The organism is Chryseotalea sanaruensis (assembly GCF_003990915.1).
Classification (GTDB): Bacteria; Bacteroidota; Bacteroidia; order Cytophagales; family Cyclobacteriaceae; genus Chryseotalea; species Chryseotalea sanaruensis.
Genome location: NZ_BHXQ01000003.1, coordinates 597,797 through 622,568, shown reverse-complemented (window position 1 = coordinate 622,568; position 24,772 = coordinate 597,797). Strand labels below are relative to the sequence as shown.

General features: G+C 38.8%; 23 protein-coding genes. 8 read left to right on the top strand and 15 right to left on the bottom strand.

Annotated elements, in window-relative coordinates:
* The first annotated feature begins 1 nt into the window (after position 1).
* The 3 genes from SanaruYs_RS10705 to SanaruYs_RS10695 all read left to right on the top strand — a co-directional run bounded on the left by SanaruYs_RS10705 (position 2) and on the right by SanaruYs_RS10695 (position 4,245).
* A complete protein-coding gene (locus tag SanaruYs_RS10705) occupies positions 2-1,588 on the top strand; it encodes an amidohydrolase family protein (RefSeq protein ID WP_127122540.1) in 1,587 nt (528 codons plus the stop codon).
* A gap of 1 nt (position 1,589) precedes the next feature.
* Positions 1,590-2,513: a tetratricopeptide repeat protein gene (locus tag SanaruYs_RS10700; protein WP_127122539.1), complete on the top strand. Its 924-nt coding sequence runs from the start codon at positions 1,590-1,592 to the stop codon at positions 2,511-2,513.
* A gap of 73 nt (positions 2,514-2,586) precedes the next feature.
* Complete coding sequence (locus tag SanaruYs_RS10695; RefSeq protein ID WP_127122538.1) at positions 2,587-4,245, top strand: glutamine--tRNA ligase/YqeY domain fusion protein; 1,659 nt, start codon at positions 2,587-2,589, stop codon at positions 4,243-4,245.
* 180 nt (positions 4,246-4,425) lie between these two features.
* Here the strand turns inward: SanaruYs_RS10695 and SanaruYs_RS10690 are convergent, their stop codons facing one another.
* The 10 genes from SanaruYs_RS10690 to SanaruYs_RS10645 form a co-directional block, all read right to left on the bottom strand.
* On the bottom strand, positions 4,426-4,992 hold the full coding sequence (locus SanaruYs_RS10690) for a DUF4256 domain-containing protein (RefSeq protein ID WP_218022424.1): 567 nt from the start codon (positions 4,990-4,992) through the stop codon (positions 4,426-4,428).
* Positions 4,993-4,997: 5 nt separating this feature from the next.
* Entirely contained in the window at positions 4,998-5,495 is a 498-nt protein-coding gene (locus SanaruYs_RS10685; protein WP_246011889.1) for an SRPBCC domain-containing protein, read from the bottom strand.
* A 17-nt stretch (positions 5,496-5,512) separates the two neighbouring features.
* Complete coding sequence (locus SanaruYs_RS10680; RefSeq protein ID WP_127122536.1) at positions 5,513-5,896, bottom strand: DoxX family protein; 384 nt, start codon at positions 5,894-5,896, stop codon at positions 5,513-5,515.
* 6 nt (positions 5,897-5,902) lie between these two features.
* Positions 5,903-6,370, bottom strand: a complete 468-nt coding sequence (locus SanaruYs_RS10675) for an SRPBCC family protein (protein WP_127122535.1) — start codon at positions 6,368-6,370, stop codon at positions 5,903-5,905.
* Position 6,371: 1 nt separating this feature from the next.
* Positions 6,372-6,695 carry an ArsR/SmtB family transcription factor gene (locus tag SanaruYs_RS10670; RefSeq protein WP_127122534.1) on the bottom strand — a complete coding sequence of 108 codons (324 nt, stop codon included), beginning with the start codon at positions 6,693-6,695 and terminating at the stop codon, positions 6,372-6,374.
* 234 nt (positions 6,696-6,929) lie between these two features.
* Entirely contained in the window at positions 6,930-7,670 is a 741-nt protein-coding gene (locus tag SanaruYs_RS10665; RefSeq protein ID WP_127122533.1) for a Dph6-related ATP pyrophosphatase, read from the bottom strand.
* Positions 7,671-7,865: 195 nt separating this feature from the next.
* Entirely contained in the window at positions 7,866-10,076 is a 2,211-nt protein-coding gene (locus SanaruYs_RS10660) for a sensor histidine kinase (RefSeq protein WP_127122532.1), read from the bottom strand.
* 203 nt (positions 10,077-10,279) lie between these two features.
* Entirely contained in the window at positions 10,280-11,560 is a 1,281-nt protein-coding gene (locus SanaruYs_RS10655) for a DUF5690 family protein (RefSeq protein ID WP_218022415.1), read from the bottom strand.
* 109 nt (positions 11,561-11,669) lie between these two features.
* On the bottom strand, positions 11,670-12,137 hold the full coding sequence (locus tag SanaruYs_RS10650) for a hypothetical protein (protein WP_127122531.1): 468 nt from the start codon (positions 12,135-12,137) through the stop codon (positions 11,670-11,672).
* A gap of 231 nt (positions 12,138-12,368) precedes the next feature.
* A complete protein-coding gene (locus SanaruYs_RS10645; RefSeq protein WP_127122530.1) occupies positions 12,369-13,823 on the bottom strand; it encodes a TlpA family protein disulfide reductase in 1,455 nt (484 codons plus the stop codon).
* Between the two features lie 263 nt (positions 13,824-14,086).
* On the opposite strand from SanaruYs_RS10645, the gene gldA reads away from it, so the two are divergent.
* From gldA to dnaN, 5 genes are all read left to right on the top strand, one after another.
* Complete coding sequence (gene gldA / locus SanaruYs_RS10640) at positions 14,087-15,025, top strand: gliding motility-associated ABC transporter ATP-binding subunit GldA (protein WP_127122529.1); 939 nt, start codon at positions 14,087-14,089, stop codon at positions 15,023-15,025.
* Entirely contained in the window at positions 15,022-15,750 is a 729-nt protein-coding gene (gene gldF / locus SanaruYs_RS10635; protein WP_127122528.1) for a gliding motility-associated ABC transporter permease subunit GldF, read from the top strand. Before gldA ends, gldF begins: the two co-directional genes overlap by 4 nt.
* A complete protein-coding gene (gene gldG / locus SanaruYs_RS10630) occupies positions 15,744-17,435 on the top strand; it encodes a gliding motility-associated ABC transporter substrate-binding protein GldG (RefSeq protein WP_127122527.1) in 1,692 nt (563 codons plus the stop codon). The genes gldF and gldG overlap by 7 nt, the downstream gene beginning before the upstream one ends.
* A 12-nt stretch (positions 17,436-17,447) precedes the next feature.
* A complete protein-coding gene (locus SanaruYs_RS10625) occupies positions 17,448-18,365 on the top strand; it encodes a DUF4340 domain-containing protein (protein WP_127122526.1) in 918 nt (305 codons plus the stop codon).
* Between the two features lie 76 nt (positions 18,366-18,441).
* Positions 18,442-19,566: a DNA polymerase III subunit beta gene (dnaN, locus tag SanaruYs_RS10620; RefSeq protein ID WP_127122525.1), complete on the top strand. Its 1,125-nt coding sequence runs from the start codon at positions 18,442-18,444 to the stop codon at positions 19,564-19,566.
* Positions 19,567-19,618: 52 nt separating this feature from the next.
* On the opposite strand, the gene SanaruYs_RS10615 is transcribed toward dnaN, so the two are convergent.
* The 5 genes from SanaruYs_RS10615 to pheT all read right to left on the bottom strand — a co-directional run bounded on the left by SanaruYs_RS10615 (position 19,619) and on the right by pheT (position 24,741).
* Positions 19,619-19,903 (bottom strand): GNAT family N-acetyltransferase, encoded by a 285-nt coding sequence (locus SanaruYs_RS10615; protein WP_127122524.1) that lies wholly within the window; start codon positions 19,901-19,903, stop codon positions 19,619-19,621.
* 148 nt (positions 19,904-20,051) lie between these two features.
* Entirely contained in the window at positions 20,052-21,623 is a 1,572-nt protein-coding gene (rny, locus tag SanaruYs_RS10610; RefSeq protein ID WP_127122523.1) for a ribonuclease Y, read from the bottom strand.
* A gap of 56 nt (positions 21,624-21,679) precedes the next feature.
* A complete protein-coding gene (locus SanaruYs_RS10605; RefSeq protein ID WP_127122577.1) occupies positions 21,680-21,967 on the bottom strand; it encodes a cell division protein ZapA in 288 nt (95 codons plus the stop codon).
* A 14-nt stretch (positions 21,968-21,981) separates the two neighbouring features.
* Positions 21,982-22,278 carry a hypothetical protein gene (locus SanaruYs_RS10600; RefSeq protein WP_127122522.1) on the bottom strand — a complete coding sequence of 99 codons (297 nt, stop codon included), beginning with the start codon at positions 22,276-22,278 and terminating at the stop codon, positions 21,982-21,984.
* Between the two features lie 48 nt (positions 22,279-22,326).
* Positions 22,327-24,741, bottom strand: a complete 2,415-nt coding sequence (gene pheT, locus SanaruYs_RS10595) for a phenylalanine--tRNA ligase subunit beta (protein WP_127122521.1) — start codon at positions 24,739-24,741, stop codon at positions 22,327-22,329.
* Positions 24,742-24,772: the final 31 nt, after the last annotated feature.

Here is a 24,772-nt window from a genome sequence, read left to right as displayed (position 1 = left end):
TATGAAGAAGTTGTTTATTTCCATCATTGTACTTGGCTTTACTGCCACTTGGGCATTTGCTCAAGATCGTGTACTTCGTGCCCCAGAGGTAAAAGAAGGTGATGGACCCCACACGCAGCTCATCATTCGTGGTATTACTTTAATTGATGGTACGGGGGCACCGCCCATTGGTCCCATCGATATTGAAATAAGAGGAAATAGAATTACAAAAATTCAAACTGTAGGTTATCCTGGAGTGGCCATTAATGCTGATGGCAGACCTAAACTTGAAACTGGCGGCAAAGAATTGAATTGTGAAGGAATGTATGCCATGCCTGGTTTTGTAGATATGCATGGACACATTGGTGGAAGTCAGGCCCCCATGGCAGAATATGTATTCAAGTTGTGGATGGGACATGGTATTACGACCGTGCGCGATCCTTCAGCGGGTAATGGCCTGGAGTGGGTGCTTGATCAAAAACAAAAGAGTGCTAAAAATCTGATCACAGCACCACGCATTCATGCTTACACTGCTTTTGGAATGGGCTCGAAGGAGAAAATAACCACAGCAGAACAAGCTCGAGCCTGGGTAAATGAAAATAAAGCTAAAGGTGCTGATGGTATAAAGTTTTTTGGAGCCTCACCCGTGGTGATGGACGCTGCCCTGCGCGAGAACAAACGTTTAGGGCTACGTTCTGCCTGCCACCATGCACAAATGGATGTAGCCAGATGGAATGTTGTAAAATCTGCTGAAGCAGGATTGACTTCTATGGAGCATTGGTATGGTTTACCAGAAGCCATGTTTACCAACCAAACTATTCAGAATTATCCCCTTGATTACAATTATCAGAATGAACAGCATCGTTTTGAAAATGCCGGTAAACTCTGGCAGCAAGCGGCAGCACCTTATTCTGAAAAGTGGAACCAGGTAATGGATCAACTCCTGAAGCTGGATTTCACACTTGATCCTACTTTCAACATCTACGAAGCCAGTCGCGATTTACATAAGGCCAGAAGAGCAGAGTGGCATGAAGAGTATACAATTCCTCAGCTATGGACTTTCTTTCAACCCAATAAAAAAGCGCATGGCTCATATTGGTTCAACTGGGGTACTGAACAAGAGGTAGAGTGGAAAAAGAATTATCAGTTATGGATGACTTTCGTGAATGAATATAAAAACAGAGGAGGCCGCGTGACCACTGGTTCAGACTCCGGTTTCATTTTTCAAACCTATGGTTTTGCTTATATCCGCGAAATGGAATTATTGCGCGAATGTGGTTTTCATCCTTTAGAGATTATTCGCTCAGCAACACTGTATGGCGCACAGGCTTTAGGCGTTGATAAGGATTTAGGGTCTGTTGAAGTAGGTAAGCTGGCCGATTTAGTAATTATTGACCAGAATCCATTGGCAAACATACAAGTACTTTATGGTACAGGTGCTGTTAAACTATCAGATGATAACACCGTGCAACGTGTGGGTGGTGTTAAGTATACAGTAAAAGATGGCATTGTATACGATGCTAAAAAATTATTAGCTGATGTTCGTAAACTCGTGGCAGACGAAAAAGCAAAAACAGGTTTTGAAATTAAACAACCAGGAATAAAATAAGATGATAAAATACCTCCCCAGTATTTTTTGTCTGACCATATTATTGGCAGGCTGTAAAGAAAATCCTAAACCAGTAGTAATAGGATTGGATGGTCGTGAATTTTTTGAACCGGAACGCTCACCTGAACAACAATTTAAACTTGAAAAGGAACTTGAAGAAGCCAGGCACGACTTCGATAATGATGCTACAGAAAATAACTACATCTGGTACGGAAGGCGTGAAGCATATTTGATGCACTTCGATAAAGCCCTTGAGATTTTCTCTGAAGGAATCGAACGTTATCCGGAATCTTTCAGTTTGTACCGGCACAGGGGGCATCGCTATATTACCATTCGGAAATTTGACATGGCCATTGCCGATTTCAGAACTGCCGTTAAGCTAATGGATGGAGCACCGGTACTGAGTGAAGAAGATGGCATACCCAATAAACTGAATATACCCGTTTCAACAGTTCAGTTTAATGTTTGGTATCACCTGGGGCTTGCGCACTATCTAAAAGGCGAGTATGAAGATGCAGCCAAAGCCTATGAAACCTGCTTAACCTATTGTGATAATGACGACTTGCTTATTGCCACTGCCGACTGGCTATTTATTACCTACAACCGTCTTCAGCGCAAAGAAGATGCTGTTGCTGCATTAAATAAAGTTCCTGAAAAGGTTACCATTATCGAAAACGAAACTTATCTGAAGCGCTTGAATATGTACAAGGGTTTAAATCCACCCGAACTACTCTTAGCTGTTGAGGAAGGTTCTGAAAGCGCAGACCTGGCTTTTGCCACGCAGGGTTATGGCGTTGGTAACTGGTATCTTATCCAGGGTGACACAACAAGGGCTAAAGATGTTTTTAAGCGTGTGGTTGAGGGACCCTATTTCAGTGCTTTCGGTTTTATTGCAGCCGAAGCTGAGCTACTCAAATTAAAATAAATACAGGCGTCCGGGGCTTTTTCCTGTAATGCAGGCTGTTTACCTTTGCTGCTTGTATTAAAGGTAATCTGCTATGTCAGAAGAGAAGAGTTTAAATTTTATCGAGGAAATAATTGAAAAGGATTTGAAGGAAGGCAAGCACACTACCATTGCCACCCGTTTTCCTCCTGAACCCAATGGTTACCTTCATATAGGTCATGCTAAGAGTATAGCATTAAACTTCGGTCTGGCCCTGAAGTATGGTGGAAAAACCAACCTTCGCTTTGACGATACAAATCCTGTAACAGAAGAAACCGAATATGTTGAAAGCATAAAAGGTGATGTAAAATGGCTTGGTTTTAACTGGGCTGAAGAGTTATATGCTTCTGATTACTTTGATCAGTTATACCATTTTGCTGTAAAGCTTATTCAGAAAGGTTTGGCGTATGTAGATGACAGTACAAGCGAAGAAATAGCCGCTCAGAAAGGTACACCTACACAACCGGGCACAAACAGTAAATTCAGAAACAGAAGTATAGATGAAAACTTACAGCTTTTCAGTGATATGAAAGCGGGTAAGTATAAGGATGGTGAAAAAGTATTACGAGGAAAAATTGACATGGCGCACCTCAATATGTTAATGCGCGATCCTGTTTTGTACCGCATTAAACATGCACATCATCATCGTACAGGAGATGCGTGGTGTATTTATCCGATGTATGATTTTGCTCACGGACAAAGTGATGCGATTGAACAAATAACACATAGCATTTGTACGCTTGAGTTTGTGCCGCACCGTGAGTTATATAATTGGTTTATTGAAAAACTGGAGATTTATCCTTCACGTCAGTACGAATTTGCACGCCTTAACATGACGTACACCATGATGAGCAAGCGCAAGCTTCTGCAATTGGTTAACGATAAGCATGTAAGCGGTTGGGACGATCCGCGTATGCCAACTTTAAGTGGTGTGCGCAGAAGAGGTTATACACCCGAAGCGATTCGCGATTTCTGCGAACGCATTGGCGTAGCTAAACGCGATAACCTGATCGACATCAGTCTGCTGGAATTTTGTGTGCGCGATCACCTTAACAAAATTGCTGACAGACGTATGGTTGTTTTCGATCCACTGAAAGTAATAATTACCAATTACGAGGAAGGCAAAACGGAAGAACTACCCAGTGAAAATAACCCTGAAGCACCTGAACGTGGAGTTCGTAGCATGCCTTTTGGCAGAGAGCTGTGGATAGAGCAGGAAGATTTTATGGAAGTACCACCTAAAAAGTATTTCCGTCTGGCGCCAGGCCAGATGGTGCGACTAAAGAGTGCTTACATCATTAAGTGCGAGGAGGTAGTAAAAGATGCTACTGGTAAGGTGGCTGAATTGCGCTGTACCTATGTACCGGAGAGCAAGAGCGGATCGGATGTTTCAGGCATACATGTGAAAGGTGTTATCCACTGGGTAAATGCCAAAACAGCTCTGCCAGTTGAGGTAAGGCTATACGATCGCTTGTTTACAACGGAGGACATGGGTGCAATTGAAGATGATTTCACCAATCATTTAAATACGAATTCGCTTGAAGTGAAAACAGTATTTGCTGAGCCTTCATTGACTACTGCACAGGTAGGTGAGCATTTTCAGTTTTTACGTATGGGGTACTTTTGTTTAGATCCCGATTCCGCTGCTACTAAACTCATCTTTAACCGTGCCGTTACGCTTAAAGACATGTGGGCAAAGGAGATGAAAAAATAAGTTAATGAGTTGATATGCTGATTCGTTGATTTGATAATTTGAAGATTTGAAAATTAGTAAGTGTTGCGAGGAATGAAGTGTGTGCTCTATAATTACGAAGTACTCTGTTATGATTCATTATAATTTCATAATATCACAATCCAGCTTCAAACCTCCAACCTCTGACCTCTGACTTCAAGACTAAACAAACAAAATACCACGGAATGCTCTTGCCCCATAATAGGACTCCGCACCATTATGGTAAGTAAAAACATGTCCGAAACGGAAATCGCAAAAGATAGCACCGCCAAGTTTTCGAATGTCTGTAGGCGTTTTCACCCAACTGGAAGTCTTTGCATCAAAGGCTCCAAGTTTCTGCAGTTCGCGGTATTGTTCTTCAGTTAATAAGGCAATACCCATATCCTCAGCCATCTGCACTGCACTATTCCCTGGTTTATGCTCTTTTCTGGATTCTAATGCTTCATGATCGTAACAGATACTTCTGCGCCCCTTCGGACTTTCAGCAGCGCAATCCACAAACATGTATTCACCACTTTTTTTATCGAAGCCGACAACATCAGGCTCACCACCTGTTTTTTCCATTTCAGCAAGAGACCAAAGTTTCTCTGCATTTTTATCAAGTCTGGCTTCCACCTTGGCCCATTCTATGCCTTTGTGGCGCTTCATATTTTTATCGAAACGCGTTTTCAAAATCTCCAGTAACTCTTCGCGTTGCTCTTTCGATATTTTCTTTTTGGCACTGCTCATTTTGCTCATACTGTTCGTTTTAAATAATTTTCAAGCTTTTCTACATTTTGATACAAGCCTTCATCGGCTTTAAATACTTTAACTACAGTTTCAAATAGTTGATGTGTTTCAAACACCATTGACCAATCTATTAATGTTTGATCTCCTTCAGAAGTAAAAATAATAGTGGCTATGTAATTGGGATTAAAGTGCTCAAACACAATTTTTTCGTGATGAATGATTTCCAGAAACTTACTTCTGTTCGGATATGTTTTTCCATCAGGCCCATGCATAGTCAAACGCCACTCGCCTTCAGGCATTACTTCCATGGTGTGGATGGTATTGGTAAAGCCATCGGGGCCCCACCAGTCTGCAATTTGTTCGGCTTTTGTCCAGGCATCCCAAACCAAGGCAAGGGGAGCAGATAATACTTTTGTAATGCGTATTCCCTGCTTTGTTACTTCATTGTTCAGACTTTCCATATCAGATTGATAATACTTGTAGTTCAATATACAGATCATCATGCAAAAACTCTTTGCAATTATGAATGAGCAAGCATAATTTTTCTTTCAGCCGGCCTGAAATACCAGGATATTATTGTCAACACCAGTAACAAGGAAGAGCCGAAAAATTCCGCTGGAGCGCTATTGCTGGCAAAATGTGAAAAGAGGGCGCCAGACATAGCAAAGAAAAAACCCGCGTAAGCCCACTCTTTAAGTAATTGTAATTTAGGAATAAGTATAGCCACTACACCCAGAATTTTCCAGACGCCCAGTATGATTAAAAAGTATTCCGGGTAACCCAATTGTGTTATAAAAGCTGTTTCTTCTTTCATGTTAAGCAATTGTACAATGCCAGTGGAAGTCATGCCTAAGGCAAGCCACAAGGTTGCAATCCAATAAATGATTTTGTTTCTTTTTGTCATGGTGAGTTATTTTAATTTTGTTACAATGTCTTGAAGTCGGTTGTGTGCCATGTTAAGACCTTGTGCAAAAGGCAGCTTAAGCATTTGATCCCTAAGCGCTACTGATCGATAAATGATCTGCATAGTTAGTTTGCTTGTGTCGGCTGTGAGCGCTTCAAAGTCAAGAAATTCCAGCTGTGCATCAAAGCCTGTATTTTCGATTTGGAAAGTCCGGATAATCTGGCGCTCGGGAATAAAATCATGGATAGTACCATTTGCTTTAAATACCACATTTCCCTTTGGATCAGACGTTTCAAACTGCCAGCTGCCGTGTTTTTTATTTTCCAACTTCAACACTTTTGTTCCCATCCATTGCTCAACAATATCTGCCTCAACATAGGCTTTAAAAAGTAAAGCCAATGGTAAATCAAATTCTCTGGTAATAACTATTTCCTGTTTGCCGTCTTCGGCATGGACTTTTGTTTTTGCTTCCATTTTATTTGCTTTTATATTTTTTCATAATGCTTTCTAACTTGTTAAAGCGCTCTTCCCACATGTTGCGGAATGGCTCAATAAAATCTGCCACCTCTTTCATTTTTTTTGCATTAATATGGTAATAGATTTCTCTGCCATTCTGCTCCTGTTTAAGTAATGAGCATTCAGTAAGTATTTGCAAGTGTTTTGAAACCGTAGGTCGGGCCGTGTCGAAGTTTGATGCAATAGCACCAGCTGTCATGGAGTGCGAAGTGGCTAATAGTAGCAAAATTGCCCTTCTGGTGGGGTCTGCAATGGCTTGAAAAACATCTCTGCGTAAATTCATTGTGTAGCTATTTGACTACAAATATATGCGTAGTCATTTAACTACGCAAATTTTATTGTAAAATTTTAAGATTGAATTACCACGATTTGAGTGGGAATAGTAGGCTTGAAAGTGAGGCCAGGTAAAAGAATTAATTTTCAACTGTTAATCAAAACCAATATTAACTTAGGTTATTGTTTTTGATTTTACAATGATATTTAAGCTAATACTTTTTTGAAGATGAGATAGTGTAACTCACAACAGATCGCAATACCAAAAGCCATTGTCAAAGGGATTATCTGCATGGTTTTTATAATCAATATCTTCATCGTTCGAATCTTTAATTTGAACTGAAGAAGTATATTTCCGGTAAACGATCTCCCCCTTCTCGAATGAAATAGGTGTTTTAAAGATGGGGCCATCGAATACAAAAGTGTGAAATTCACCATTTTCCCCACAAGGGTCAACATGAGGAGGTAAATCTTTTATGAAATCAGAATCAATGATGCGGCCAACAAAACTTTTATCCAAGTACTTGTCATTGACACAAACAGTAATGGTTTTAAATCCAGCATCAATAAATTCATGAATAAGTTCTTTAGTGGATATTTTCCACAAGGGGAAATATCCAGTCATATTTAATTCAGAGAGTTTATCTTCTCTGTATTTTCTCAGGTCTTCTAAAAATATATCACCAAATACAGAAATGTTGGCACCTTTGTTTTTTAAATCAATTAAAATATTTCTCATGGCTTCTTCATAAACCTGTATGGTAGGCATATCGGGAATTTCAATTTTGAATAAGGGTAAGCCAATACTTTTGGCCTGAGCTTCTAATAAATCAACCCTGACACCATGCATGGAAACTCTCTGATATTGTGCACTAACACTGGTCAACAAACACATCACTTCATACTTCTCTGATAGCAGTATTTTATGCAAAGCTAAAGCGGAGTCTTTGCCACCACTCCAGTTAAAAATTATTCTTTCTTTCAATAGAATTATGATTTTGATTAATTTACACTCTTGTTAACTATTCTCTTTATGATATTGGATTGTCAAGTAAGTAACAAACAAAAATGGAATTGTTGAAAAAAACATTTTTATAGTTTATGCTTATTGTGCCAATTATAAAAATAGAGAATAGTGTAATTGGTGGATTTGAAATGGAGGAGACTATTTTAAAGAAGACTATTCATTTTCAATCTTGTTGAGTTGATCGTCAGTTTTAAACACGTGGCCTGAATTCTTTTTGGGATTTTTTATATCAGGTAATTGAATAGTAATATTTATCCCCATATTCGGCTTACTCCGTAGATTAATTTCACCACCCATTGCTCTTATTTGACTTTTAATAAGGAACAATCCTAATCCTTTGCCATCTGAGTTTGAGTGAAACTTTTGAAATGGCTCAAAAATCTTATCTTCATAATTAGCGCTTTCAAAACCAACGCCTTTATCCTTATAATTAATTACAACATTATTTTCATTTTTTTCTATGGTAATAGAGATTTTATTGTCCGTATCAAAACTCCTGTATTTTAAGGAATTTGAAATCAAATTAATAAATATATTATCAAAATATTCAGGTATTACATTTATTGTTTCTGCAGAAATATTGAATTCAAGGATAAAATTTTCTTTCTTTAATTCATTCTGGAACTGTTTAAGTATTTTTTGAATTGACTCCTCAGGATTAATTCTTTTGTAATTTTTGTCATTTTGTGATTGTATATCTAACACAAGGATAAGATCATGAATTATAATATCAAGCTCTCTAGTTGAGTATTTAAGTTTTTCAATAATCTCATAATTGATGCTATCTTTAATTGGTTCTTCCTTTTCTACAAGCATGCATAGACCTAAAATTCTGGCAACTGGCCCTCTAAGATTATGCGCAGCGATGAAATTGAATCTTTCAATTTTTCTTAAATTATTTTTTAATTCTTGATTTGAATCAGCAAGTTCAATAGTTCGTTTGTTTACTGCTGACTCCAGATTTTGATTTTGTCTTAGGACCAACTCCCTTAGTTTTTCATATGCCCTGTTTTGAGATTCAAGTCTTTCATTTTGTATCTGTATCTGATCCTGGTTTTTTATTAGTGCCTCATTTTGTGCAAGTATCTCTTCGGTGCGCTCTGATACCATTTGTTCTAATATTAATTTTTGATTCTCAATAATATTTAGATTTTCATCCTGAACTGAAATGATTTGTTGCTTAATTAAATTATAGCGATAGCCAAGCGCAAGCGAAAAAATGACAACCTCCCATGCAAGACAAACTTCTACACCATGCAAACCAAAAATTTCTGTGTATTTAATAAAACCAACTGTCATTATTGAGTTAAACACAGTAACAATAAGCATAGGGGTCCATCCTAGTAAGAAGATATAGATTATTTTCTCCTTTAGTTTTGCTAGTCTTAAGATTAGGAATACATAATACAAGGGAAGAATTATCGCAAAACTGAAGATTAAAATTGAGCTCAACGTAATATTTGTAAATGAGGTGATCAGTATAATCAGACTTATGCTTATAAAGCTCATACATATCTTTCTAACCTTTGGCAGAAAAGTATTTATTCGAAGCATTTGGCTAATAAACACCAATTGGGTGATAAAATAAATCGCCATTGGCCACGGGTATTTGTTATAATTCGGATTATTAGGCCAAAACCATTCGAACAATAACCCATTAAACCAGGCCACTATTAAAATAGAAGAAGTTAAATATCCGCTATAGTAGAAATAGAGTCTGTCTCTGGTAACAGTAAATAAACTTGCATTGTAAAAAAGCATGACAAGTAATATGCCAAGTATGGTCATTGTTAATGACTCATGAAATCTATTATAATTTAGAACTGATTTTAAATCACCAAGCTCCCCTCGTACAAATGTAGGAGCACTTTCATCTATTTTAATGGCACACATTACAAGGTGTTTTCCTGTAATATTGGAGCTGGGAATTTCAATGATATAGCCACCCGAGCGAAAATCTTTTGTGTGGAAGGGGAGGGAAGCACCTGTTACCTTACTTGATTGTATTTGATTATTTACTTTTGTATAAACAGTAATTTTTTGAAGAAAGAAATTTCTGAAGTTTAGATATAAAGATGAATTTGTCGTATTTTCGATTTCTATAGCTAGCCAAACTGTTCCAATACTATGGGTGAAATTTAGATTTTCTGTGGTTAGTTGCTTAAAATCATAAGCCCTATATTTATCAAAGGCTTGAATAGCATCCATTTTTGAGTAATCGTCAAAGTAAAATTTGCTATAATCTTCAATGGCATATTTTTCTTCACCTGTTTTAATAACTATCTGCCTAGATTCGTTTTGCCCTATAACCTCTTGGGCTTGACATATCACTATTAATAAGAATATAGTTTTTAATATATTCACAATTACTGTTGAGAATGAGTTTCTGGCATACTCTTTTTAGTTAAAGCTGATTGATAACTGGTTGGTGAAATCAGCGCTGCTGCTTTTTTTTTATACGGTTACCAACTTATCTATAAAGTTATCTATACCTTACTTTTAAGGCATTAAAATTTAGTCCAAATGGTGTGCTTATTGGCTCTAGCTTAGATTGAGGTCTAACAAACTCAAGTTTGAAGACTTTTAAACTTGTTTCTGAAATAGAAAAGTGACAGGATGATAAGTAAGCTGCCCGCAACCGAAACGAAATAGCCGCCTGCCATAAAAAATTCAAGCCAGCTTAATTGTTTCTGTCCAAACTCCCTGTAAAAGAGTACTGAAGCACTTCCCAGATAGCCAATTGAATCGGCCAGGTAGATTAAGAATCCAACAGTACTTACATATTTAAAGGTTGCTATTAGCCTGTCAAAAAATATACTGTTAAATTGAATGTAACCGAAGTACAAGCCCATACCAATCAATACCATCCATGTTGGCGCATTAATCCATTTTTCCTGAAAGGCATAAGTACTTAATCCAACAGTAATAAAACCAATAAGAACTATAATATGATTGACGATAAGTGCTTTGTAATTGTTTTTGATCACCATTAGACTAGCAATGACAATAAGCACAACAATGGTTACAGGTATTTCTGTAGAACTAAAAATGGATGGTTTGTCGCCATAGCCGAGTGATATCCATATTTCGGAAGAGAAATTATCTCGAAAATCGCGATACACCGTTAGAAGGGTATATGCCAGAATCAATAAGATTAGGCCGGGGAGAAAAGTTATTGCAAAGCGAATTCTCTCTTGTCGCGACATAGGTGCCCGCTTGGTGCGAAGTGCTTCGTCTTCTGCTGTAGGCGGTGGAATTTTATTGAGCAACCAGAGAAATACAAGCAATGGAATAAAGAATATACAGACTGATACAAAGGGCATCCAAAATTCAGAAATGCCAGCCTGAAGAATTAATCCACCAACTGTTTTCGCAAAGCCTGATGAGAAAATGAAACTGACTGATAAGCTTGCACCAAGTACTTCAGTAAACTTGCGACCTTCTAAATAGCCAAAGACCATACCCCACACCATGCCGAGTGGTAAACCATTGAAGAAAAGAAAAATTAAATTATAGGGTGTAGGTGTGATGGCGAAGAATAACCAGGAAATTCCGGCAATACTTACCATAATTAAAATGCCCTTTGCGCGTGCATGTGCCCCTAGTTCAGATACGACTTTTATGCCGATGAACTTGGAGAGCATATAGCCTATCAGTTGGAATATGACCATCCACACTTTAAAGTCAACACCAGCGACAACATTATCTTCGTATGTTGCTACACCAAAAGTTTTACGTAAGGCAAAAATGCAGGTGTATAAGCAAAAAGCAGTAATTGCGGTGTAGCATGAAAACCAAAAGCCGTTTGTTCTACTAAGCCATTGTGTAATTGGAGAAACTGCTTTCAAGTTGCATAGGTTTGCTTAAAGGTATCATTTATCTCCTGTATCAAAAAGAAAAACCCTTTCGTACCGTCTGCAGAAAGGGTCATTCAAACCTAAACCTATGAAAGGTATCTTATAGAATTACACGACTACGCCCGGCCTCAAGCACGGCATAATCTTTCCAATTTTTAAATGTAGATGAGTCGAGCACTTCATTTGCAGAACCTGATTGTTCAGGAGTAAAATTACCCTGACTTTCCCACCATTTTTGTGCACGTGTTCTTGCTTCTTTCATATCTACACTTTCCTCAAACAAATTCATGCAAGAATCTGAAACCATCCAGGGTTTTTCCATTGATGAGTATTTCTCGAATATGATAGTGCGCATATGAGTGCCGCTGCTTTGATTTTTGAAATGAGAGACAGTGTAGGACATCGTCTCTGGCTCTGTCATTACCATATCCCAATATTTTTTGGAAGAAATAACTTCTGCTGTGGTCAGCATATAGCCATAACCAGCGTCAATGCTCTCTTTTGTGATTGGACATTGTGCTTTTAAAGCAGGTTTTTTCTTTGCGAATAGGGTGTCTAGGAATGCCATACAAAACAATTTACTTCTTAGATACTCCTAGAAGGGTAAATAGTTGCATGTAAAGCCAAAAAAAATGAAAAAAAATGATGAAACGGGACTTTCGTGTGATGAAACGGGTGTTAGGGTACCGCTGAGCTTCAATTGTGTTTGGAGAGGAGATTACTAATATTCTAATGAAAAAGCCCTACATACCTGAATTACAGTTATGTAGGGCTAATGTTAAATTTGTATAGATTAACCTTACGGAGATGTTTTGCTTGAAGCAGCTTTAGCTTTTACTTCTTGAAACTTCTCATATCGTTCTAGGAACGGCCCAATTTCCTCTGCAGCAGGAATTTTTCTACCTATAATTTTTTTCTCTTTATCGAGTATATAAATGGTAGGTGTTGTTTCGGCATCATATAAATCGCGATAAAGTCCTACAGCACTGTAGTAGAAGCATGTGTTAACAAACTTCTCCATTTTCATTTCTTTCACATACTTCTGTGTTTTGGTCATAGAAGTATCGACTGAAACTGTGTAAACACCGACATCGAGTTTAGTAGTATTTTTGAAATCGACCAGCTTGGGTGTTTCTTTCTTGCAATGTCCGCAATCTGGATCATAGATGAAGAGCACTGTATACTTATTGGCCATGCTGTGCAGCGAGCGCATGTTGCCGTTAATATCTTTAAGAATTAGGTTATTTGATTTTTTACCTAAAGCACTGGAGCGAATACGATCCGCTTGATCCTTTAAATTTTTCTTAAGCTGATCATTAACCCAAAAATTCATTTCGCCAGATGCAAAATATTTATCGAAGAGATTAACATACACCTGGTCAAGTCCCATATACTTAGGTTGCTGGTATTTCAATAAGCAAATCCAGGTCAGGTATTTGTAAGCCTCCTGATTCTTCTTTGTCTTGGCAATAAGTTTGTTGATGGCCGCGGTTATAGTGTCTGCCTCCGGCACAAATAACTTGTCAAGGTATTCGTCTACTTTTTCTTTGTAAATATTTCGTGGCAAGCGGATTAACGCTTCATCACTTAAATCGAAATTATCGAAGTAGTGATCTCTATAGTAGCGTAACTGAAAGGTAGAGTCAATACTGCCATCTGCTCGTTTAGGCGGCTCTGGCACATCAATCTTTTTGGTGGTCTTAAAAAGCTTGGCAGTAAATGATTCAGGATATTTGGCTATGATGCCGTCCTGATAAGCGATTACTTTATCGTTTATTTTAGTGAGTGCTTCTCGTGCTGTTTTCTTAGCTTCTTCACCAGCGGTGGTGTCTTGCATCACCTTAACATATGGTTCAGCCTCAATATTTCTCTCAACATTGAAGCGCATGTTTTCAAAAAACAATTGGTTATCATAATCGCCAGTTACTTTCATGTTGGCAACATAATCCTTGGTGGAAGTTGTCATCTGAAACTGCTGATTATTACCAATTAAAAGCTCGAATAGCTTGATTTTACCCTTGATAATAAAGTAAACTCCCGGAGGAAGTGTTTTTTTGCCATCAAAGCTAAAAACACCATTCACCGATTTGGCGGTGTCTTTGGCATAAGTGCTTTCGCTGTAGTAATGCCCCAGCAACAAGGTGGTATCGTTAAGCCCATCAATTTTGAAGTCGAGCTTATAGGCAGGAGCTTGAGCAAAAGTGGCTACGGTAGTTGAAATTGCGATAATGACTGAAAAGAAAAACCGTTTCATAAGTTTGGTTATAATAACGAGTTAATTTAATGGCAATAAATAGGCCATACGGTGCGAAGGTAATCGAAAAATGAAAAATGAGTGTAATAATGGGCTCACTTAACACTATTTAACAGAAATTTGAAGTGATTTAGTTTTGAAGGCGGCATTAAAATTTGATCCTTAAACCGCCATCTTTGCAACTTGTTGCTGTATAAAATTGATGCATGGTTATCTTTACGTATAGCAGTATAATTTTGATAGTTTTGTGCGTTTAAACAGCCATGTCCCTCTCAGTAAATCAGCTTACTAAAATCTATGGCGCCCAACACGCCCTCAACAATATCTCCTTCTCGGTGAATGAGGGGGAAATTTTGGGTTTTTTAGGGCCAAATGGAGCCGGCAAGTCAACTACTTTTAAGATTAGCACGGGATTGATTCCGCCATCTGAAGGTACTGTACATGTTGCAGGCTTTTCGGTTTCAGAACAACCCCTTGAGGTAAAAAAGTTAATTGGCTATCTGCCAGAACACAACCCACTCTATCTCGACATGTTTGTGCATGAATACCTGCAATTTATGGGGAGTCTTCATGGTTTAAAAGGCGCGAACCTGAAGCTGAAGGTGGGGGAGATGGTAGAAAAATGCGGATTGATAAAAGAGCAAAACAAAAAAATAGAAACTTTATCGAAAGGGTATAGACAAAGGGTTGGTTTGGCACAAGCACTTTTACACGACCCTAAGGTTTTATTATTAGATGAACCAACCTCGGGGCTGGATCCTAATCAATTAATAGAGATAAGAAAACTGATCAAGGAAGTAAGCCATAACAAAACCGTAATTTTTTCAACACACATTATGCAGGAAGTAGAGGCTTTGTGCGAACGTGTTGTAATTATTAACAAGGGAGAGATTGTAACAGACTCGCTATTGAAGGACTTACTCGATAAAAAAGATGGCAATATTTATACAGTCGAATTTGAGGGTGACGTTGAGGAAGCATTACTAAATACTATTGCCGGAATAAAAATGGTGCGTAAAATTTCAGCACCAGCTGAAGCCACCATTAAGTTTAGAGTAGAAAGTGAGCCTGGTGTTGATGTGCGCTCAGCTTTATTCAGAATAGCAGCAGACAAAAACTTATCATTGCTCAGCCTTAAACAAGAGCAACAAAACCTTGAACATATTTTTCAGGAACTTACTAAACAGACTATTGAAACATGAGATCAGTATTTGTTAAAGAGTTCCGTTCCTTCCTAAATTCACTAATCGCTTACCTGGTAATGGTTGTTTTCTTAACCGCCATGGGTTTGCTGGTGTGGGTTTTCCCTGACACTTCTGTGCTCAATTATGGTTTTGCAGACATGCTCACGCTTTTCTCATTAGCACCTTATGTTTTTATTTTTTTAATACCCGCCATCACCATGCGCTGTTTTGCTGAAGAACGGAGAAATGGCACGCTCGATTTACTCTTTACAAAGCCCTTGGGCGAATGGGAAATTATTTTTGGAAAATTTCTGGCCTCGTTAACATTAGTATTCATTACCCTGATGCCAACTGTTATCTATTATTTTTCGATTAGTGCGCTGGGGAATCCAACAGGCAATATTGATGCTTCGGCAGTGACAGGATCTTACATAGGGCTTCTGCTACTGAGTAGTGTTTTTTGTGCTATCGGTCTTTTGGCTTCATCTGTTACAACTAATCAGATTGTTGCCTTTATAGTCGCGGCTTTTCTCTGTTTTATCTTTTTCAGCGGATTTCATTCTGCCGCTTCCCTCGCTTCATCTGCAAATATTTCATTGCTTATTAAGCAGGCAGGTATTTTGTATCATTACGAAACATTAAGCCGGGGCTTGATTGATAGTCGTGATGTTCTGTATTTTATCAGTCTCTCGTTTTTTATGTTACTGATTACTAAAACCATTTTATCCTCACGTTCATGGTAAATTGGAAAAGTAAACAACTGGGTGATGTATTGTTATTGGCCAACGGCTTTGTGCTGTTGTTGCTCGTCAATTTATTGGCATCCTATTATTTTGTAAGACTTGATCTTACTGAGGAGAAGCGCTTTAGTATTAAAGCACCAACCAAAGCATTGCTTGAAAAACTTGAAGCCCCAGTTTACATAGAAGTATTTTTAGCAGGAGATTTAAACCCAAGCTTCACCCGCTTTCAGCGTTCGATTAAAGAAATTCTGGAAGAGTTTCGTGTCTACTCAAATGGCAAGGTGCGTTTTGTGTTTACCGACCCGGGCACTGCTCTTGGAGAAAAAGCACGTAATGAATTCATGCAAGACCTGGCTTCCCGTGGTATTCAACCCAGAAATGTTATTGACAACAGAGATGGTCAGCGACTTGAAAAAATCATTTTCCCTGGCGCACTTATTTCTTATGATGGTTTTGAAACTGGAGTAAATCTGCTAAAAGGCAATAGCGCAGAAGGTGGTTCTGAAGGTGTAATCAACCAAGCTATAGAGGGAGTTGAGTACGAATTAGCCAACGCGATTTATAAGTTGAGTAACACAGAGCGCAAACAAATTGGATTGGTGAAAGGCCATGCTGAGCTTAGTGGAGCAGCCATCAGCAGTTTAACCAGTGCTTTGCAGGATAAATTTGATGTTGAAGAAGCGTTATTGAATGATACAAAGGTTCTTGATGCTTTTGATGCTTTGATTATTGCCAAACCTCAACAAAGGTTTACTGAACAGGAGAAATTTTTATTAGATCAATACTTGATGAAGGGTGGCAATCTGATGTTCCTTATTGACAAACTGGAAGCTTCAGCAGACAGTGCTTCCCGCGATGACTACTTTGCTTTCCCTTATGATCTTAATTTGGATGATCAATTATTTAAATATGGTTTCCGCATAAACCTGGATTTAATACAAGACCGTGCAGCAGCTTTATTTCCAGTAGTAACAGGTATGGCGGGTAACAAGCCTCAAATTCAGTTAGTGGATTGGCCATTTTTTCCGTTAGTCAATCGCTATGCCGAACATGAAATTACTCGTAACATAGATGCTGTGCTTACAAGATTTGTCAGCAGTATCGACACTGTTAATGTAGCTAACGTAAAGCGTACGCCTATTTTATTTAGCTCGCAATATGCCAGAACATTGACAGCACCCGTTCGGGTAAGTATAAACGACATTAGAAATAATTTAAAGGCACAAGATTTTCAGCAATCCTATTTACCGATTGCTTATCTGGCGGAAGGTTCTTTCCCTTCTTTATTTAAAAATCGTTTTATTCCCGAAGGTATTGATGAAAGCACAACGATACTTGAAAGTAGTAAGCCAGCCAGAATGATTTTGATTTCAGATGGGGATTTGGCATGCAACGATGTTAATCCACGTACGGGTCAAGCGCAAACATTAGGCTTCGACCGTTTCTCTAATTACACTTTTGCTAATTTAGATTTACTGGTAAATGCAGTGTCGTGGTTAGTAGAAGATAATGGTTTGCTAACTGCTAGAACCAAAGAAGTTAAAATACGACCGTTGAATAAAGAGAAAGTAAATCAAGAAAAATTGTATTGGCAAATGTTAAATGTGGCAGGGCCAATTGTATTAATTGTATTATTTGGTATTGCCTGGGCATTTGTTAGAAAGAAAAAATTTGCCAGCTTTTAATCATTAACTGAGATGCAAGAGAAAAGAAATAAACTGTTGTTTGCCGTACTGTTGGTTTCAGTTGCCATTACAACAGTTATTTATTTTTTGGGTAATGAAACTAGTAGCGAAGTAAAAAATAAAGATCTGTTTCAGGTAACTGAAAGTAAAGTAATTAACCGTGTTGAGTTAGCATCAGCTTCGGGAAAAGTCACATTATCCTTTAACGGAACGCGTTGGATGGTGAATGAAACAGAAGCCGCTGACCGCGATATGATTGATGTTTTGTTTGCAACCGCATTGCAGGCAGAAGTGAAACGACCAGTAGCTGAAAATAGAAATGATTCTGTTGCGGTAGAAGTAAAAGCAACCGGGGTTAATGTTAAATTTTTTGAAGGTGATGTGCTACGCAAAAACTTTACAGCCGGTGGCAACAATAAGAAAACTGAAGCCTACTTTATTGATGAAACCGGTAAGGCTTACTTAATGAACATTCCCGGCTACCGTGTCTATGTTTCTGGTGTTTTCGAGCTAACAGAAAAGCAATGGTGGGATAAATATGTGTTTCCTTTCAATTGGTCGAACGTCAGGGATTTGGCTGTAATGTATCCGAATAAGGTTGACAATAATTTTACAATAAGCCTGCAGGAAGAAAACTTTGCCATCGACAATCTGCCTACCGATACGACCAAGCTCAACGATTTCCTGTTTGCAGTTTCTCTATTAACCGTGGATGAGTTTATAGAAATAGATAGTTTGAAGGATGTTGAGCCTGTTCTCACTGTTCAGGTAAGCGACATCGCAAACCGTATTTATACTCTTTCAATTTTGCCGTATGTACAGGCTGGTAAAACAGCCTGTCTGGTAAAACAAAATCACCTGGCCTGGATTGACAACCGCAAGTTAGCTCGCCTTGTAAAAAACCGCGAATTTTTCCGAAAAAAGGCCTAAGGGGTTTTTAAAAGCAAGTTTTAAAATTGCCATTTCTTTCTAACTTTACGCCCTCTAAAACTTTAACCAACTCAGCATGAAGTTTATTGTTAACTCGGCTTATCTGCTTAAGCAGCTTTCTAATATTAACGGGGTAATTACCACTAACCCGGTAGTGCCTATCCTTGAAAATTTTCTTTTCGAATTGGAAAAAGGAAGCCTGACGGTGACTGCTTCTGACTTGCAGACCTCCATGATTACGGAGTTGCAGGTTGAGTCTAAGGAAAAGGGCAATATTGCCGTTCCTGCTAAAATTCTTTTGGAAACATTAAAGAACCTGCCAGAGCAGCCTGTAACCTTCTCTATTGATGAGTCTACCTACAGCGTTGAAATTATCTCTGATAATGGTCGCTATAAGCTTTCAGGTGAAAACGCAACAGATTTCCCTAAAGTACCTACTGTATCGAATGACTTCTCAGCTGAGATTTCTTCGGAAGTAATGTCTCGAGCGGTTAACAATACCATTTTTGCTACCAGCAACGATGAGTTACGCCCTGCCATGACGGGTGTTTACGTTAACTTGGGTGAAAAGAACACCACTTTTGTAGCTACTGACGGTCACCGTTTGGTTCGCTACCGCAGAAATGACATCACTTCTGATAATGGTAATGCCATCATCATCCCACGCAAGGCTTTAAACTTATTGAAGGCAACATTGCCATCAGAGAACATGCCGGTAAGTATCGACTTTAACATGTCAAACGCTTATTTCAAGTTCGGTAACATTAAAATGATTTGCCGCTTGATTGACGAGCGCTACCCTGATTACGAAAATGTAATTCCAAGTGTTAACAACATTAAGATGACCATTGGTCGTACGGACTTGTTAAGTGCTTTGAGACGTATATCTATTTACGCCAATAAGACCACCCATCAGGTGCGTTTAAAAATTACAGGCAGTGAATTACAAATTTCTGCTGAAGATTTGGACTTCTCTAACGAAGCGAATGAGCGTCTGTCATGCGAACATGAAGGTGAAGACATCGAAATCGGCTTCAATGCCAAGTTCATTATTGAGATGTTGAACAATATTGATACAGATCAGATTAAATTAACCATGTCGGCACCTAATAAGGCCGGTGTAATTTTGCCTGTAGAAAAAGATAAGAATGAAGATATATTGATGTTGGTAATGCCTGTGATGTTGAACCAATACGTTTAACTCTTAGCTAACCAATAATAAAAAAGCCATCGAGAGATGGCTTTTTTATTGGCTACGCATTCAGTACGTCTTTGTACTCAGGTGTTTTGTCGAATACCGATTTAGCGAAGGGGCAAAGCGGTAATATTTTGATTTGATGTTGACGGGCGTAATCCACAGCAGTCTGTAATAATTGTTTGCCTGCACTTTTACCTTTTAGTTTTTCACTTACTTCTGTATGGTCTATGATGATGAGTTTATCTCCGGCTTTACTATAACTCATCTCCGCCAGTTTCTCATTATCGATTTCTATATAGAATAAGCCTTTGGATCCGATTTCTCTGTGTTTTACTTCCATACTTTAAGTTAAAGACTAATTTGATTATAAGGCATTTTGAATAATAAAAAAAGCCTCGTTTTACGAGGCTTAGTCTATTTAAAAATCCGCGTAACGAAATGTCCAAGATCTTTTTACTACCGTAAAAAGATCTTGGACATTTAAAAGTCTATTTCGCGTAAGCAACAGCTCTCTTCTCGCGAATTACTGTTACTTTAATCTGACCAGGGTATTGCATGTCGCGTTCAATCTTTTGAGAGATATCGAAGCTTAACTGGCCTGCACGCTCGTCTGTTACATTCTCAGCATCTACCAATACACGTAATTCACGACCAGCCTGTATTGCATAGCATTTTTCTACACCATCAAAACTTAAACCTAAGTCTTCTAACTCTCTAAGGCGTTTGATGTATTGTTCCATCACCTCGCGTCTGGCACCTGGTCTTGCACCGCTAATGGCATCGCAAGCCTGAATGATAGGCGAAATGATGTGTGTCATTTCTATTTCATCGTGGTGGGCACCAATGGCGTTACAAATGGCAGGATGTTCTTTGTATTTCATGGCCAGCTCCATGCCTACAATCGCGTGAGGCTTTTCCAATTCTTCTGGCCATACTTTACCAATATCATGGAGTAAACCTGCACGTTTTGCCTGCTTTACATTTAGGCCAAGTTCGGTGGCCATTATCGAGCAGAGGTTAGCTACTTCGCGTGAGTGCTGTAACAGGTTTTGTCCATAGGATGAACGGAAGCGCATGCGTCCAACCATCTTCACAAGTTCAGGGTGCAAACCGTGAATGCCTAAATCTATAACAGTACGCTCACCTGTTTCAATAATTTCATCATCAATGTTTTTAGCTGTCTTGGCAACAATCTCTTCAATGCGGGCAGGATGAATGCGTCCGTCTTGTACTAATCTGTGTAACGACAAGCGGGCAATCTCTCTTCTTACCGGATCGAAACCAGAAATGATAATGGCTTCAGGCGTATCGTCTACAATAATCTCTACCCCGGTTGCAGCTTCCAGCGCACGGATGTTACGGCCTTCACGACCAATGATTTTACCTTTAATATCATCGCTTTCAATATTGAAAACGCTTACACAGTTTTCAATGGCGTGTTCAGTAGCCGTACGTTGAATGGTATCGATAACGATTTTCTTAGCATCTTTTGTGGCTGTAAGTTTGGCTTGTTCTACAATGTCTTTAATGTAAGAAGATGCTTTAGTCTGGGCTTCATCACGTAGGGAGGTAATAAGTTGTTCACGGGCATCATCAGCGGTAAGCTTAGAAATGTCTTCCAGAATTTTGATTTTTTGCTGGTTGAATTTCTCCAGTTCTTCTCTTCGTTTCTTAATTACTTCACCTTGCTGAAGCAAATCCTGCTTTAGCTCATCAATTTCAGTCTCTTTGCGCTTTAGGTTCTCCAGTTCTTTGCTAATGGTTTGCTCGCGCTGCTTAATCTTTTGTTCGTTGGCGATAATGATGTTTTTCTTCTTATTAGCCTCTTCTTCGAATTCTGTTTTCATTTTCAGAATTTTCTCTTTGGCTTCCAGAATTTTGTCTCTCTTGAGGTTTTCAGCTTCGATTTCTGCTTCCTTCAAGGTTAGGCTTGCACGTTCCTCTACCGCTCGCTGCTTTTTGGCAAATTTGCGCTTGTAAAGTAAAGTGCCTATTATCAGGCTAAGGCCAATAGTGGCAATAGCGCAGATAAGTATGGTTATTATAGTAGTTGCCGACATAAGAATATTAATTAGGGTTTATATGTCCCTAACGGCAGCAACAGAATTGAAAAAGATTAAAGTATAGACTGGGAAACCAGTTGATTAAGTTGATGCACCTTTTCGAAAACAGTTTGATCTATTTCCTGATGGCTCTCTTCGACTGTCATTTTATCAACAAGACAATCGAAAGCAACCATCGCGAGCAGGTCTTGCTTATCGTCAATACCGAATTGCTCTTTGTAAGTCTTCAGTTTTTCGTTAATCAACCTTCCGGCAGTACGGACACGCTCTTCATCGTGTCTTTTTACCTTCATCGGATACTCACGGTCGGCAATTTTGATTTTTATTGAAAGATCCTCCATCAACACACTTACAATTATCGGCTCAAATACGCTATACATCTATCCACTTCGCGGATATACTCTTCTACCTTCTTCTTTAATTCCGAAGAACTACCGTCTTCCGGGTTTAAATTATCTACAATTTTAGAGATTTTTATCTGATTTTTAAAATTGAGCAATTGCTCATCACGGCTTCTCAGCCCTGATTTAAGTTCCTGATTCTCTTGTTTTAACAGAGTAACCTGTTCTTTTAGATTTCTATGCTCTCCTACCAGTATCTGCAGTTTGCGCTCTAGACCTTGCAGGTTGTTTTTTAGAGTATCCTGATTCATTTATACTGTTTTCTAAGGGTAAGCTTGGTTAGCCCTTCAATTTATCAATTATTTTCTAATTACAGCTCCGATTTTTGTTTCGTAAGCCTTAATAAGGTTATTCATTACATTTTCAATCTCTACATCTGTAAGGGTTTTCTGCTCATCCTGCAAAGCAAAAGACAGTGCATAGGCCTTTTTACCAGCTTGTAGCTTATCTCCTTCATACACATCAAACAGGTTTACATTTTTCAACAATGCTTTAGTCGTTTGGTGTGCTATAGTCTCAACGGTATCGAAAGTAATATTTTTATCGATAACAAGCGAGAGGTCTCTGCGTACTTCAGGGAACTTAGGCACCTCTTTAAGGCTAATAACCGGATTCGATCTATCGAAAAGGGATGCATAGCTTAGATCGGCATAGAAAACCTCTTGCTTTATGCCCATATCGCGTTGCAAGGTTGTTTTTACTTTGCCTATTCTACCAATCTCCTTTTTGCCACTATTAACACTTACTGCAAAATCGAAAAGTGGATCTTCAATTTTTTCAAGGTTAACATTGGTAATAGCGCTTCTTTGTAAGATCCCATTTACAATTTGTGCCAGGTCGTGGTAATTGAGGCTTTGCAATTTGTGCTGCCAGCTCTCTGCTTCACTATTGCCCGACATATAAATGGCAAGACGCTCGGTCTCTTCGTATTTACCATTCCTGTTTGTGTACACTTTACCAAACTCAAAAAGCTTCAGGTCTTTTTGCTTGCGGTTAATGTTATAGGCACAAACTTCCAAACCTGTAAAAAGCATAGTTTGACGTAAAATGCCTTGCTCTTCGCTCAGCTTATTAAGCATTTCAACAGCTTCACCTTCAAAAGAGATGTTGTGCTTCTGTTGGTAGGCTGCGTTGGTAAGTGAGTTGGTAAGGATTTCATAAAAACCATTAGCCACAAGTTGTTGACCAAGTGTATTTCTAAACTTGTTAATATCTTTTGCTGGGAATGAAGAAATAAAATCTGATCCTGCGAATTCTCTCAGCTCAATGTTGTTAAAACCATAAATGCGAAGAATTTCTTCGATCACATCAGCTTCCTGCATTACATCCACTCTGTATGGTGGAACGGAAACAGTGTATTCGTCACTTTTACTGTCGATTACTTTAATATCAAGCCTTTCCAGTATTCCTGTAGCCTCATCGCGTGTAAGCGCTTTACCGATCAGGCGATTTACATTCTTGTCTTTTACGCGAATAATTCTGTCTTCAACCTTAACAGGATAAACGTCAACAATATCAGAGCTGATGCCACCGCCAGCCACTTCTTTAATCAGCAAGGCTGCGCGCTTCAATGCGTATACAGTGATGTTGGGATCGGTGCCACGCTCGAAGCGGAAAGAAGAATCTGTTTTAATACTGTGATGCAAAGAAGTTTTACGCACAGCATCCGGTGCGAAACAGGCACTTTCTAAAAATATTGAAGTAGTAGCATTGCTAATACCTGAATCGGCTCCACCAAAGACACCGGCAATGCACATGCCTTTACTTGCGTTACAGATCATTAGATCCGTGCTTTGCAGTTCACGTTCTTTTCCGTCAAGCGTAGTAAATTTTGTTCCTTTTGGAAGTGTCTTCACCACAACTTTGTTACCTTCAATTTTAGTAGCATCAAAAGCGTGCATGGGTTGCCCCAGTTCATGGCAAATAAAATTAGTGATGTCTACAATGTTGTTGATTGGTGAAATGCCGATGGCCAGCAATTTATGTTTAAGCCAGTCAGGAGAATCTTTTACCGTAAGGCCCGTCATGCTCAAGCCAGAATAACGCAGGCAAGCTTCTTTATTCTCAATGTTTACTGAGATATTCAGGTTATTGTTGTCAACCTTAAATGCATCTACCGCAGGTAATTTTAATTCTCTTTTTTGCGATGCTTTAATATCGCGGGCCACACCAATATGCGAGGCAGCATCAACACGGTTGGGTGTTAGACCAATTTCAATTACGTAGTCGCTTTGGATATTGAAGAATGAAGATGCAGGTGTACCATTTGGTACATTGGTTTGCAGCACAATAATACCTGCATGACTTTCACCTAAACCAATTTCATCTTCAGCGCAAATCATGCCTTCGCTTACTTCGCCTCTTATCTTAGCTGATTTGATGGTGAAAGGTTCGCCCTTGCTCGGATATAAAGTGGCACCAGGCAAAGCAACCACCACTTTTTGTCCGGCAGCAACGTTAGCAGCACCACAAACGATGGGATGAATTTTTCCGTTGCCTACATCAACTGTGGTTAGCGATAATTTATCGGCATTGGGATGTTTGGCACAAGTAAGTACTTCACCAATGACAATGTCTTTTAATCCGCCTTTAACCGTTTCAAAATGCTCGACACTTTCAACTTCTAAGCCGGTTGAGGTTAAAACCTTTCCGATTTCTTCTGCACTTTCGATTATGCTAATATATTCTTTAAGCCAGTTGTAAGAGATTTTCATAAACTAAATCAGGTGATCTACCCAACGCACT